Source organism: Sphingomonas sp. QA11 (genome assembly GCF_028473665.1).
GTDB classification, from domain to species: Bacteria; Pseudomonadota; Alphaproteobacteria; order Sphingomonadales; family Sphingomonadaceae; genus Sphingomonas; species Sphingomonas phytovorans.
The window spans coordinates 5,163,250-5,176,744 of the sequence record NZ_CP098774.1 but is presented as its reverse complement, the minus strand read 5'-3'; the positions used below and the strand labels follow the sequence as shown (position 1 = coordinate 5,176,744).

The following is a 13,495-nucleotide window of genomic DNA, read 5'->3' as shown; positions in this document are numbered from 1 at the left end:
AGCGGCGCGGATGGGTGGCCGGTCTTGGTGAGCGCTGCACGATTTTGGGGTCGGGTTGAATCGAGACGCCTCACCAAACATCACATCGTCACCCCGGGCTCGTCCCGGGGGTCCACCGCGCCGCAATCAAGAGGCCGGCGAGCTTGCGGGACGGTGGATGCCCGAACAAGTCCGGCATGACGACCGAGATTGCCCGCGAGCAGCGGGGAGATCCTACCCCTTCGCTTTCGCGATATAGCCGTCGACCACGCGCTCAAGCAGGGTCAGCGGGACGTTGCCGGTCTCCACCACGACATCGTCATAGGCCTTGAGATCGTAGCGGGGCCCGAGCGCCGCCTTGGCCCGGTCGCGCAGGCGGTTGATCTCGTTATGGCCCATCTTGTAGCCGCAGGCCTGGCCCGGCATCGCGCAATAGCGTTGCAGCTCAGCGGTGAGCTGCCCAAGCGGCATGCCGGTCGCCTGCTGGAACCACGCGAGCGCCTGCTCGAAGGTCCAGCGCTTGGCGTGGATGCCGGTATCGACCACCAGCCGGCAGGCGCGGAAGTTCATCGACTGGAGATAACCGATCCGGCCGAGCGGATCGTCGTCATAGACGCCGAGTTCCCCGGCAAGCTGTTCGGCATAAAGCGCCCAGCCTTCCGAATAGGCGTTGAAGGCGAGCAACGAGCGGATCAGCGGCAGGCGATAGCTGTACTCGCCCTGCCAGACATGGCCCGGAATGCCCTCGTGATAACAGAGCGTCGGCAGCGAATAGCGCGGCCAGGTGCCGGTCGATTTGAGGTTGATGTAATAGATGCCCGGCTGGGACCCGTCCATCGAGCCAGGCCCGGCATAGCCATTGGGCGCGCCGTCCTGGATGGCGGGCGGCACGCGCTTGATGATGAGATTGCCCTTCACCAGATTGCCGAAGGCGCGCGGCAGGCGGGTGCGGACATCGGCGATGCGGCCGTTGAGATAGGCGAGCAGCTTTTCCCGCCCGACATCGTCGTTGCTGAACAGCAGATCGGGCCGCTTGCTCAGCGCGGTCAGCCGCTCCCCAACGCTGCCCCTGGTCAGGCCCTGGCCCTTGAGCAGCGTGTCGATCTCAGCATTGATCGCCTTGTTCTGCGCGAGGCCGAGCGCGTGGATCTCGTCCGGGGTCGCATTGGTGGTGGTGCCCGCCTTGACCAGCCAGCCATACCAGTCGTCGCCGTGCGGGCGTTGCCACACGCCGGGGACCTCGCTCGCCTTCGCCCGGATCGCGGCGAAGGCGGCGATCTGGCGATCGAGCGCGGGGGAGACCTTCTCGGCGCAGAGTGTCGCGGCGCGCTGCACGAAGGACGCGGGCAGCCCGGCCCTGGCGCATTTCTCCCCGAAGCTCTTGACGATGCCCCAATCGGCGACGGGGGTGCTACGAATGCCCTTCAACTGGCCGGCGGTGATGTCGATCACCAGCACCGGCGGGATCGCGCCCTTCGCGGCGTCGGCATGGATTCGGCCGGTTTCCCCGTCGACCGCCGCCGCATAGCTTTCGAGCCGCGACAGATAGGCGTCGGCATCGGCCGCGCCCGCGACATCATGCTTGTTTTCGAGCAGGTCGGGCAGGTCCGAATAGGCGCCGCCGAGCTGGGAGACGATATAGGGCGTGCTGCGGAAGCTGGCATTGGCATCGAGTACCGCGACCTCACCGACCGGCATGGCCCGCCAGCCTTCCTCCGCCAGGGCATAGGCGGTCTCGGCGGTATCAACATCGAGCGCGGTGGCGGGGGTAAGGCCGGCGCGGTCGAGCTTGCGCAGCTGGCCGAGCCGGGCGGTGCAGCGGGCGGCGCGCGCCTGATCCCCGGCGGCGCTGCGATCCATGAAACGCCCGTGCAGCGCGGCGCGCGCGCCCTTGTCGATGCCGAGGGTGAGGGCGGCTTCGGGAGAGTCGGACAGGAGGTCCTCGGCCATGGCCGAGAGCAGGCTTTGGGCGGCGGAGTCGGCGGGGGTGGCGGCGGCGGTCTGGACGGCCCAGGCGGGGAGTGCCGCGGTCAACCCAAGTGCGCCTGCGCCCGTGAGGAGTTCGCGCCTGTTCGTCTGGATCATGATGCCCCCGTGCCGGTTTGTGGTTTTGGGGCCAGCGTATCGGGGGAATTGGGTGGCGACTAGGGGTGGTGATCGACTGACGCGGCAGGCGCATCGCAAAGGCCCATCAACAAATCGCCATCACATTTTCCCACCCGTCGATCGCCTCGGCCGGCTTGATTCAAAGCTTTCCCCTGGCCGCTTAAGCCCATCTTCCAATCAAGGAGGTGCCTGTGGCCGCCCTATTCCCCAACCCGCGACCGGTACGCTGAGATGCCGACGGTCCCGAGAGAACAGAACCGCGTTGGCATCGTCGACGTGACGAACGCGAAGCTCCAGCCCGGCGACTATTCCGGCACCGGGCTGCAGGCGCTGGGCGCCGGGATGCAGCAGCTCGGCGGCACCGGCGCGCGGATCGCGGGCGAGGTGCAGGAGCGGCAAGCGCGCAACGACGAGTTCGAGGTCAAGAAGGCGTGGAACGCCTATGCCGAGGGCGCGCGTGGCATTCGGACGGACGCGCTCGGCAAGGCCGAGGCCGATCCCCAGGACATGCTGGAGAGCATGACGCGGGACTATGGCGGACTGCGCGACTGGATCAGGAGCGGGCTGAAGAACGATCGTCAGCGCGGCCAGTTCGACCAGGTGATCGCCGAGCGCTTCGACTATGACATTTCGGGCGCGCTTGCCGAGGCCGGGCAGGCGCTACGCCGGGGGCAGGACCAGCAGAGCGTGCTGCTCGAACGCAATGCGGCGGACGATGCGGCCGACAATGCCGACGATCCCGTGCTGTTCGACAAGCATCTCCACACCGGGATCGATTCGATCGTGGCGCGGGGCATGAGACGCGGTGACGATCCGGCCGCGATCGATCGCAGCACCATGGCCTATGGCTCGGATATCCGGCGGCGCGTGGTGCAGGGGCTGACCGACCGGGACCCGGTGGCGGCAGCCAACCGCTATTGGCTGATGCGCGACGCGATGACCCCGAGCGACCGGCAGGCGACCGAGGAGGAACTGTTCGAACCGCTCGCCCGCGCGCTCGCGGCGAAGGAGGTGGACAAGCTCCTGCCTCCCGGGGAGAGGGACGGCACGCTCTCCCCCGAACGGCAGGCGGCAATCGCGCAGGAGATCAAAGGCTGGCCTTTAACCGAGGCGTTGAAGCGCTACGCCCTGGACGATCTGGACGAACGCGCCTCCCTGCAGGCACGTTCGCGCAAGCAGGTAGCGGACGCGGCCCGGGAAATCGGGTTGGCGAGGGCCGACCAACTCGGATCAGACTTCACCTCCATCACGCAGATCCCCGCCGCCGTGCGCCGCGATCTCGACGAGGAGGCCGATCAGGCGCTGAGGAGTCTGGCGCGAGCGAACCTCGACCCGACGCGGATCGCCCCGGGCGGCGAGGCAGCGCTGATGATGAACATCATGGCGTCGGAGAATCCAGCCGCCTTCGCCAAGGAGGATCTGCGACTGGTGCGGGGCAAGGTGACACGGGAGGAATATGACCGATTCGTGCAGATCCAGCACGGCCTGAGTGGAAGCAGGCCCCCTATCTACGCAGTCATTCAACGTCGGACATTGGAACAAGCAAGTTACCCGCGTGACGCTGCTTGGCGGGCGGGCGATAACCCTAGAGTGTTTCCAGTCGTCGAGACGACCAAACGGAACGCACAGGGCCCGGCATTCGCCACGGGGACTGAGGCCAAGGAGAAAGCTCGGAAGCCTCACGAAATTTATGTGGTTGATGGAGAGCCCCATATCGGCACGCAGCATATCCGGTCTCCCGAAGATCAGGCGAGCAATCGCAAGATCACCGAGGAGGATATGAAGAACCCGGCTCTGATGGCTTTTCTCACCCTGGTTTCCATCACCGAGGGCACGAATGGACATCACCAATATTATGAACGTTACGGGCGCAAACGTCTCAAGGATTTGAAAAAATTCTACTACGGTACTGGCATTTCAGATGCCTCTGGCATGTTCCAAATACAGGGAAGGACCTATGACGAGATTGCGGTGGCCCGCCTCGGCCTGAATGATTTCAGCCCCCAGACGCAACGTATGACCGCGATGTTTCTGCTGCGGAAAAGAGGTGTTCGTGAGCGCCTACTCGCCGGCGATATCGAAGGAGCGATAGCGAAGGGAGCCGACGAATGGGCGTCCCTTCCTGATCCAGTCAAGAATACCAGCAAGTATATGAAGAGCGGGACGAAGAGGCTTCAGCCGTCGATCGACATCGCCGAGGCGGTCACGATGTACAAACGCCTGAGGGCCATTTGGGAGAAGAAGCTTGGGCCTTCAAGCCCTTCCCACTGATCGGACACTCCGCCCGCCAAGCTGTTGACAAACCGCGAACGTAGAGTGAACATCATACGGAGGCAGAACAGTGTACCATGAGGTCTGAGCAGATGATCGATTTGCGAATTGCCGGATGTCTGTTTTTAGCCTTGTTCTCGCTGGGGTTAGCATCTTGCGGAAAGCACACTCCTGCCACACCAAAAGAATCCGTGGCTGGAATGGAAAAGAGCCCGTCGGCGGCAATCGACGACCTGACTATATTGGGTTTCTGTTCGAGACGCTATGGCGCAGATATGTGTACATCCACCGCCGCCGGGATTGATCGTATCGCGATCAGCGCAAAGGGATCGGCTATCGAAACAGTTGAAGTTACGATCAATTTCGGTTTCCGAAAAGATCAGAAATTCGTTGACGCCACCAACAGCAACGCAATTCGCCTTATTCACTACTTTATGCCGAGCTGGAAGGGAAATGTCGCATGGACAACAAAATCTATCGACCACTCTCGTCGCGCTTATTGTCCTAGAATGATCAATATAGGACAGTTTTCTGTTATCATAACCTTGTTGCAGCCAGCAAGCGTTCCAGGAGTGCTTGAAAGACTGACTATCACAAAAAAGGAATACGGACTTAGATTGGCGAAAGATTTCGATTTTGATAACGAATGCAATTACGAAACCGGAAGATTCATTGAAGAGAAATACAATCAACCCTTCGAACCTTACATTTCTTAATTTTCAATTGAACGGGGTCTCCTGGACCACATATTTGAGCAGCGCAGTCTGGCGAGCCCATCCTCTACTTCGCCTGCCGCACTTGGTTTTGGAACGCGCTCTTTTTCAGACTGCGATGAAGAATAGGACGCGTTCGCTTGCGATCCTTTTCGTTGACAATTCGGAACGAAAGAAGAACAATGATGCCGAATCGGAACATGCCGGGCTGATCAACAGCGCACTTGAGCGAGATGGAAGATGAGATCGTAGCGAAGACCGCTTGGCTGACCCTTTTGTCGAGTTGCTCCACCCTTGGCGAGCCAGCCTTTTCAGACCGCGTCCCCGAAACGATAAGCTTGGAGCAGTTGCAGAAAGAAGGCCTCGCTTCAAAAACACCAGAATCAGGGTCGTCGGCTATTTAGACGAGAGCGGCTACGGCCCCTCTCTTGACGATTGTTTCAGACCAAAAGACGATGTTCATCCAAATTTGTTGATCAGGAAACTGCCGAACGCAGAGGAAGAATTATGGCGCACCTACGGCCATGAAGTAGTGGTCGAAGGATTCTTCAAGTACAAGATTGAGCCGGCAGGAGGAAAATGGGACTCACGCCCGCCACCCCTGACCGATGAACTGATCGGGCCGCTCATCAGGGCCCGGATCGTCACAATAAACCCGAAGACCTGCCCATATGTTCGAATGCTAACGCAGAGTGAAATTGAGCTTCGGCGTAAAATTAAATGACCATAACGGAGGTGCATCAGAAGCGCAGAGAAATAGCGATGCCATTGTTCACGGCGATGTGGGGTGGCATCAATTTTGAAGATCATTAATTGAGGCGGTGCGCTCGCCATATCAGGAAATGCTCCAGCACCCGACGCCGGAGCACGGGATCAGCCCGCGCTTGAGTGGGGGCTTACCTTCGATGACATCGCGAATATCATGGATTACCTCGATGGCATCGACGTGCGGAGCATGCTTCGTCCACCCCACCGCGACGCGTGACGCATCCACAATTACGGTGCCACAATTACGGTGCCAGTTTATTAATTGTCACCTTTGACCGATCAAATTTTCCCATCCGTCGATCGCCTCGGTTGGTTTGATTCAAAGCTTTCCCCTGGCCGCTTAAGCCTATCTTCCAATCAAGGAGGTGCCTGTGGCCGCCCTATTCCCCAACCCGCGACCGGTACGCTGAGATGCCGACGGTCCCGAGAGAACAGAACCGCGTCGGTATCGCCGATGTGACGAACGCGAAGCTCCAGCCCGGCGACTATTCCGGCACCGGGCTGCAGGCGCTGGGCGCCGGGATGCAGCAGCTCGGTGGAACGGGCGCGCGGATCGCGGGCGACCTGCAGGAACGGCAAGCCCGCAACGACGAATTCGAGGTCAAGAAGGCGTGGAACGCCTATGCCGAGGGCGCGCGTGGCATTCGGACGGACGCGCTCGGCAAGGCCGAGGCCGATCCCCAGGACATGCTGGAGAGCATGACGCGGGACTATGGCGGGCTGCGCGACTGGATCAGGAGCGGGCTGAAGAACGATCGCCAGCGCGGCCAGTTCGACCAGGTGATCGCCGAGCGCTTCGACTATGATATTTCGGGTGCGGTTGCCGGGGCCGAACAGGCGCTGCGCCGGGGGCAGGACCAGCAGAGCGTGCTGCTCGAACGCAATGCGGCGGACGACGCGGCCGACAATGCCGACGATCCAATGCTGTTCGACAAGCATCTCCACACCGGGATCGATTCGATCGTGGCGCGGGGCATGAGGCGCGGTGACGATCCGGCCGCCATCGGTCGCAACACCATGGCCTATGGCTCGGGCATCCGGCGCCGCGTGGTGCAGGGCCTGACCGACCGCGATCCAATCGCGGCCGCCAACCGCTACCGGCTGATGCGCGACGGGATGACCCAGGCCGACCGGCAGGCAACCGAGGCGGAATTGTTCGAGCCGCTCGCCCGCGCGCTGGCGACAGGAGATGTGGACGGGCTGCTGCCGAAGCAGGCCCCTGACGAAGCGGCGTCGCCGCTGACGCCGGGACAGCGCGAGGACGCTGCACGAAAGATCGAGGCGGAAGACTGGACCGAGGCGCGCAAGCGTTATGCGCGCGCGGACCTTGCCGAGCGGGGCCTGCGCGAGGAACGGCGACGCAGGCAGACGGCAGACGCCGCGAAGGAGGCAGCGTTCGCCACAGCGCAGCAGCTCGGTTCGGGCTTCACCTCAATCACGCAGCTTCCCGCTGCCATACGCCGTGACCTCGACGAGGCCACGGCAACCTCGCTTGCACGACAGGCGGAGCGGAATCTCGATCCTGTCCCGATCGCACCGCAGGGCATGACCGCCCTACAACTGCAACTGATGGCAACCTATCAGCCGGCCGATTTTGGCAGACAGGACCTGCGTCTGGTGCGGGATCTGGTTGCGCCGACTGAATATGATGCATTTGTTCGGCAACAACAGGCGATCGGGCGCTATCCGCCGGGCGGCGAGGCCGTCTCGCGGCAGCGGCTTGGCGGGACGCTCGACGGACGGATATCACCTGCCCCGACACTCGCCGCCGGCGGGGTTGGAGCGCCCGCCTTCCTGCCCGCCGCCATGATGCAGGACGGCGGTTCCTTTGCCCAGGATCGCGCCGTCGCGCTCGACCTCGCCGAGAAAAGGGGCGGCAATCCCGCAGACATCCTCCGGAGCTTGAAGGGCCTTCCCGCGCGGCCCGCCGCGGAGCCATTCGAACGCGCCCGACAGGCATCGGTCGAAAAACAAGCGTTGGCGGAGGAGCATGGAATACGCAGAGCGATGTCCGCGCCCCTCAGCTCGGATTACTATGCGATAAATCCCGGATTTTCCTTCTTCGACTATCCGTCTGAGAATTCAAGTATCTACAAGTGGCATTTGACCGGCAATGGCATTGCTGCTGGAGTTCTCGATTTGGCAGCGGTTTTCCCTTGGGCGAAGGCCACAGGCTTTCTGAGAACCGGACTTAGCATTGCAGACAAAGGAACTATAAACCTTGTTCCGCGCCTGGGGCAGAAGGGCGTGTGAACCGCTCCGGGTTTGCCGGAGGCTCCAACTCCTGAGAAGGTGGAGCCTGTATGAGCAAGACGACGAACAAGTTTGCACCTGAGGTCCGCGAGCGAGCGGTACGGATGGTGCTGGATCACGAGCACGATCACCCGTCGCGATGGGCAGCGATCATATCCATTGCCGAGAAGATCGGTTGTTCAGGCCACACGCTGCTGGAGTGGGTGAAGAAGGCCGAGGTGAACAGCGGCAAGCGGGCGGGCGTCCCGACCGAGGTTGCCGACAAGGTGAAGGCGCTGGAGCGCGAGGTCCGTGAGCTGCGGCAGGCCAACGAGATTCTGCGCAAGGCGTCGGCATATTTTGCGCAGGCGGAGCTCGACCGCCCGTTCCGGCGATGATCGCTTTCATTGACGATCACCGCGATGCCTATGGGGTCGAGCCGATCTGCCGCGTTCTGCCGATCGCCCCATCCACCTATCACGAGCGCGTCGCGCAGCGACAGGATCCGACACGCCTGTCGGCGCGGGCGCAGCGCGATGTCGCCTTGAAGCCGGAGATCGCGCGCGTATTTGCCGAGAACTTCGCGGTCTACGGCGTACGCAAGGTCTGGCGGCATATGATGCGGGAGGGCTTTCCGATAGCGCGCTGCACCGTGCAACGGCTGATGCGCGAGATGGGCCTGGCAGGGGTGATCCGGGGCAAGCCGGTGCGCACGACCATCAGTGACAAAGCGGCGCCGTGCCCGCTCGATCACGTCAATCGCAGGTTCTACGCGCCAGCGCCGAACATGCTGTGGGTGTCGGACTTTACCTATGTCGCGACCTGGGCGGGGTTCGTCTACGTCGCCTTCGTCATCGATACCTACGCCAGGCGGATCGTCGGCTGGCGGGCCAGCAGGACGGCGCATGCCAGCTTCGTCCTCGATGCCCTGGAGCAGGCGCTTCACGATCGCCGGCCGGCCCATCGGGGCGGCCTCATCCATCACAGCGATCGGGGCTCGCAATACGTGTCCATCAAATACACCGAGCGCCTCGCCGAGGCCGGGATCGAACCCTCGGTCGGCAGCGTCGGTGACAGCTATGACAACGCTTTGGCCGAGACGATCAACGGCCTCTACAAGGCTGAGGTGATCCACAGGCGCGGGCCGTGGCGCAGCTTCGAAGCCGTCGAATACGCCACGCTCGAATGGGTCGACTGGTTCAACCATCGCCGGCTGCTGGAGCCTATCGGCAACATCCCGCCTGCCGAAGCCGAAGATCAATATTATGCTGCCGCAAGCAACCTCGATATGGCAGCGTGACTCACAACCCAAGGCCTCCGGCAGACCCGGCGCGGTTCAGTGGATGCAGCTCGCCATAATGCAAACGTACTCGTTAGCGATGCGTCAGGAAAGATCGTCACTCACCAGCGCCTTGTTAGCGGAAGCATGACTGCGGAGGAGAAGGCGCTTGGTTTCCCCAAGAATATGCTGGCTACACATACCGAAGCTCGTGCGGTTCGCGGGATCGATCTACGACCTGGCGATACTATGACGATCACAGGCCAGCTGCCCCCCTGCAAGCCATGCCGCGGGTCGATGAATCGAGCTGCAGCTGAAACTGGCGCAACAATTAAATATCAATGGCGTCAGGATGGAAAGACGCTAACCTGGGTAGCGACGCCAAAGCGGAAGTGAGGGTATGAAGACTGCATTTTTAGCCAAGGTAGCCAGCTTCAGCGATGACGGAGATGCGACGCTGTTAGCGTTCGCCGACGACCCGCTTGAACCTGTGAATTACGTCATGCTCGACCTGCCAAATCAACCTGACGAACAGGAGCTGCAGCTTGGGCTAGATGGAGTGCATATCGATACCGGGACGTTGGATGTCGAGGGTTATGATCTGGTTCATGACATCCGCGAAACCGATGCGGGCATTGTTGTGAGCCTCACTCCCGATGCTGCCCAGAAGGCGGGGATCGGCCAGGACATCGAGATCGAACTGGAGAGCAAGATCATTGATGGAATATCCATCGGTGAGGCGGTTCGGAGGTTCAAAGATCGGCTGTCGTCATTGGAACGGGCAAAGGCGCAGGCGCCCAACGATGATCCAGGACAACCAGATAGTTACGATGTTGCATAGTTGAGGTAGCCATCCCCCTGCTTGATGCGAAGTTGGGCATTCCGGTGACAGGGCATTCCGGTGACAGTGCGCTTATTTTGGCTTGGGGCCGGGTTTGCCGGGCCTGAGCGCTCGGCCCGCCTCGCGCTCAAGCCGATCGAGAAATGCGGTATCACCGATCGGCCGACCGACCTGTTCCGCCTTGCGCAGTCGCCTCACCCCTTCCTCATCCTCTCCGGCAGCGAGCAGCCCGGCAAAGTCCGGATAGCGCGAGAATACGGGCTCACGCGCCGTGATACCATCGTCGATGCGGCCGAGATGGGCGTGAACGCTCGACCATGGCCAGTCCACCGCCCGCGCCGCCAGTCTGGCGCGCACCGGGTTCAATGCGACGTACCGCAGCGCGGCGCCGAGATGCGCCTCGTCCATCGCCACGCAGCCGAAGCGCCCCTGCCAGAAATGGCCAGTGCGCTTCAATCGGGCGTGGATATGGCCCGCATAGCGCCGATGCACCGCTGACAGCGCCCGCCGCAGCCCGTCCGGGTCACCCGGCGCGAGGATCAGATGAACATGGTTCGGCATCAGCACCCAGGACCAGATGTCGACACCAGACGCTGCACAATGCTCGCCGAGCAGATCGCGATAGAGCGCATAATCCCCGTCGCCGAAAAATGTCTGGGCACGACCGTTGCCGCGCTGCGTCACATGGTGAGGATGTCCCGGAAATATCGCGCGTGCCAGGCGTGCCATGGGCCGGATATTACCACAGCCGTACCGCCGGAGCAATTAAATGCACTGTCACCGGAATCGCTGTCACCGGAATCGGGCCAATGGTCGCGGCCTCAGTGCCGGAAGAACAAGCTTAACGAGGCGACATGGTTCATCCGGCTGCGCTTGCCTGACTGATCGACCAACTGGTTGAGATACCCGGCCTCGATCGTCGAGGCACCACCGACCGGGATTTCGAGGCCGACGAAATTGCGTATCTGATCGAAGCCAGCTCGAGCGCCCCAGTCGGTAGTGTTCAACGCCACGAAGAGTTCGGAATAGAGGAGCGCGCTCGGCCCCTGAGTGCCCGGCTTCAACGGAGTCTCGTAGCGGAGCATCTCGCGCAATCGCCAGCCCATGTCCCGACCGTCCGAACGCCAACGCTGCTCGAACCGGGTCCGGGAGGATAGCTCCCCGCCCATCTTCTGACCGATCGTCCAGTTCAGTTGCTGGAAACTACGCTCCTCATTGACGTCACGCCTGCCCTCCACGGGCAGCACGACATGAGCATAGCCCTGGTAGAAGGTGACGGCGCGGTTCAGCTTCACACCTATCGCACCGCGCAAGATCATCTGGTCAAGGCGCGATGATCCGTCGCCGATTCTTGGCTGCACCTCCGCAAAATAGACGAGATCGCCGGAAAGCGGACCAATGGATGTCAGGTTGATCCAGACGTGCTCGTCCTCGCGGGTTTGGGCATGCGCGTTGGTGGAGATGCAAAGCAGAACGGCGGCAATCGGCGCGGCGCGCAGGATGTTGGGCATGGGCATGCCGCTAGCGCGGCTGTGTTGCTCGTGCCTTTCCAATTCATCAGGAAAGATCATGTCGTCCAGGCGTGAACCAGTTCACCGCTGATCGGGCAGGGAATAACGGTGACATGGCGTAATTGCTGTGCCCGGGCAACCGAGTTGGCGCGGTCGCCGCGGCGGTGGCGGGCGCCTATCTGATATCGGCGATCCAACTCGGCTGCATTCACCGGGCTGCGGCGACCATGGCATGGAACCGCCGGTGAGCTGCTACCCGTTCTTGCCCACGGGGCCGTGCCTTCACGACGATCAGGAAATGCTCCAGCATCCGACGCCCGGGCACGGGATCAGCCCTCGCTTGAGCGGAGGCTTGCCCTCGATGACGTCGCGAATATCGTAAATCACCTGGATCGCGTCGACATGCGGGGCGTGCCTCGTCCACCCCACCGCGACCCTGGACGCATCGACGACCTCAATGTCCGCTATATTGGCGATATTCCCGGGAACCTGCACACCGGTCTGGCCCGCCCGTTTCCCCTTGAACACCATCTCGGCGATCGCGAGCGCGCGGTCATTCTCCGAGTGATAGAATGTCATCCCCGACGTAGCCGCCGTCAGCAGCTCCAGCTTGCCCGCCATATAGTGGGCGTTCACGTCCGGCTCGACGAATATCATGCGTTTGAACAAAGGCTTTGCGCCCTGATTTGCCCGGTCGCGCGCGACCTCCACCAATATCTTGTTGCCGTGGCTGTGCGCGATCGCCCTGATCGGTCGATCCCCCGCCGCGCGCCCGATCAGATTCACCACCGAGGCGAACGGGTCCTGGCTGTTGGCGGCCACATCGGTATCGGATAAATACAGCATCGGTTCGCCGGGCGATGGCCAGCTGAACAAGATGGGGAAATGGCCCATTTGATAGATGCGGGTCTTGTCCACGAATTTGGCGAACGACATCATCGCGGCGGAAAAATCATTTGCGTACCCATGCAGGGATAGGATCAGCGACTGCGCGTCGGCATGCTTCAGCAGCGTTTCGAACCCGGATGCCGCCATGTATTCGATCCGCGCGACTTCATAGTCTTCACGCCGATTGCGAATGTCCCCCAGGGTAAGCGTGATGGCCTTCCAGATCCGATTGGCGACGGGGACGGTCCCGGGGCTCCGCGCAAGATCGAGGATATGGAATTCGGCGACGGCAAACGACACGTTATCGGCCAGTTGCGCGTTGAAGCAGGTGCGAAGATCATCGGCGGCGGGGTTCGGGTTGCGCGCCCTGTTGGTGGCGATGCCCGCATTGAATCGAATATGGCTCGCATAGGCCTGATAGCCGCCGCCAAGGCGGACGCGCGCGAGGTTGACGTTCACCTCCCCGAGCAGAACCTGGAAATGAGGGTCGTTCAGTATCGCATGCTCGATCGCCTTCCCGCGATCGTCGTTCGATCCGAGAACCAGATCGAAACATCCGGTGCCCCCGCCCTGCAAATCCAGATCGACATCGAGCCGATCGCGGGCGTAGCCGATGAGACTTTCCAGCGCTTTCACGGAGATGTCAGGGGTCTCGCTCGTGGATGTCAATCTGAGATTGGTTTGCCGTACAGGACCATGACGCCAGATACCGCGATCGTGAAGCTGCCGAATGGTTGCGTATCTTGCGCGTAACTCGGCAGATGTCTGCATGATCCCACCCTCCGCGGTATTTCAGCCAACGGCGACTAGCGATAGACTTCGCCGGCGTGCCAGCATCCACCGCATCCCCTGGCCGATCAAGCGCCAAAGAGTTCAAGGGGGAATTTCGGCGATGGGATCGATGCGG

At 61.8% G+C, this 13,495-nt stretch carries 11 protein-coding genes and 1 other annotated feature; of the genes, 7 read left to right on the top strand and 4 right to left on the bottom strand.

Going from position 1 to position 13,495, the window contains the following annotated elements; all coding sequences use genetic code 11:
* Positions 1-213 precede the first annotated feature (213 nt).
* A complete protein-coding gene (locus NDN01_RS23960) occupies positions 214-2,064 on the bottom strand; it encodes a DUF885 domain-containing protein (RefSeq protein ID WP_272624726.1) in 1,851 nt (616 codons plus the stop codon).
* A gap of 252 nt (positions 2,065-2,316) precedes the next feature.
* Here NDN01_RS23960 and NDN01_RS23955 point away from each other — a divergent pair, with 252 nt between their 5' ends.
* The 7 genes from NDN01_RS23955 to NDN01_RS23930 all read left to right on the top strand — a co-directional run bounded on the left by NDN01_RS23955 (position 2,317) and on the right by NDN01_RS23930 (position 10,189).
* Positions 2,317-4,356 (top strand): hypothetical protein, encoded by a 2,040-nt coding sequence (locus NDN01_RS23955; protein WP_272624725.1) that lies wholly within the window; start codon positions 2,317-2,319, stop codon positions 4,354-4,356.
* Between the two features lie 77 nt (positions 4,357-4,433).
* Positions 4,434-5,072 carry a hypothetical protein gene (locus NDN01_RS23950; RefSeq protein ID WP_272624724.1) on the top strand — a complete coding sequence of 213 codons (639 nt, stop codon included), beginning with the start codon at positions 4,434-4,436 and terminating at the stop codon, positions 5,070-5,072.
* A gap of 259 nt (positions 5,073-5,331) precedes the next feature.
* Positions 5,332-5,793: a hypothetical protein gene (locus tag NDN01_RS23945; protein ID WP_272624723.1), complete on the top strand. Its 462-nt coding sequence runs from the start codon at positions 5,332-5,334 to the stop codon at positions 5,791-5,793.
* A gap of 455 nt (positions 5,794-6,248) precedes the next feature.
* A complete protein-coding gene (locus NDN01_RS23940) occupies positions 6,249-8,090 on the top strand; it encodes a hypothetical protein (protein WP_272624722.1) in 1,842 nt (613 codons plus the stop codon).
* Between the two features lie 50 nt (positions 8,091-8,140).
* Positions 8,141-9,369 (top strand): IS3 family transposase gene (locus NDN01_RS23935; RefSeq protein WP_272624721.1). Its coding sequence is split into 2 segments (ribosomal slippage): positions 8,141-8,429 and positions 8,429-9,369, totalling 1,230 coding nucleotides; the frame shifts between segments, so codons are not numbered across the junction.
* Positions 8,422-8,538, top strand: a sequence feature (AL1L pseudoknot). Its footprint overlaps the gene before it by 117 nt.
* A 39-nt stretch (positions 9,370-9,408) precedes the next feature.
* Positions 9,409-9,744 (top strand): hypothetical protein, encoded by a 336-nt coding sequence (locus NDN01_RS26050; RefSeq protein ID WP_443025167.1) that lies wholly within the window; start codon positions 9,409-9,411, stop codon positions 9,742-9,744.
* Between the two features lie 4 nt (positions 9,745-9,748).
* Entirely contained in the window at positions 9,749-10,189 is a 441-nt protein-coding gene (locus NDN01_RS23930; RefSeq protein ID WP_272624720.1) for a hypothetical protein, read from the top strand.
* 72 nt (positions 10,190-10,261) lie between these two features.
* Here NDN01_RS23930 and NDN01_RS23925 read toward each other — a convergent pair whose 3' ends face one another.
* The 3 genes from NDN01_RS23925 to NDN01_RS23915 form a co-directional block, all read right to left on the bottom strand.
* Complete coding sequence (locus NDN01_RS23925; RefSeq protein ID WP_272624718.1) at positions 10,262-10,873, bottom strand: transposase; 612 nt, start codon at positions 10,871-10,873, stop codon at positions 10,262-10,264.
* Positions 10,874-11,010: 137 nt separating this feature from the next.
* Positions 11,011-11,700: a DUF2490 domain-containing protein gene (locus NDN01_RS23920; protein WP_272624716.1), complete on the bottom strand. Its 690-nt coding sequence runs from the start codon at positions 11,698-11,700 to the stop codon at positions 11,011-11,013.
* Between the two features lie 291 nt (positions 11,701-11,991).
* A complete protein-coding gene (locus NDN01_RS23915) occupies positions 11,992-13,224 on the bottom strand; it encodes an alpha/beta hydrolase (RefSeq protein ID WP_272624714.1) in 1,233 nt (410 codons plus the stop codon).
* Between the last annotated feature and the right edge of the window lie 271 nt (positions 13,225-13,495).

Coding starts and splice junctions, on each gene's coding strand:
- NDN01_RS23960 (WP_272624726.1), bottom strand. CDS start 2,064: ATGATCCAGACGAACAGGCGCGAACTCCTCACGGGCGCAGGCGCACTT.
- NDN01_RS23955 (WP_272624725.1), top strand. CDS start 2,317: ATGCCGACGGTCCCGAGAGAACAGAACCGCGTTGGCATCGTCGACGTG.
- NDN01_RS23950 (WP_272624724.1), top strand. CDS start 4,434: ATGAGGTCTGAGCAGATGATCGATTTGCGAATTGCCGGATGTCTGTTT.
- NDN01_RS23940 (WP_272624722.1), top strand. CDS start 6,249: ATGCCGACGGTCCCGAGAGAACAGAACCGCGTCGGTATCGCCGATGTG.
- NDN01_RS23930 (WP_272624720.1), top strand. CDS start 9,749: ATGAAGACTGCATTTTTAGCCAAGGTAGCCAGCTTCAGCGATGACGGA.
- NDN01_RS23920 (WP_272624716.1), bottom strand. CDS start 11,700: ATGCCCAACATCCTGCGCGCCGCGCCGATTGCCGCCGTTCTGCTTTGC.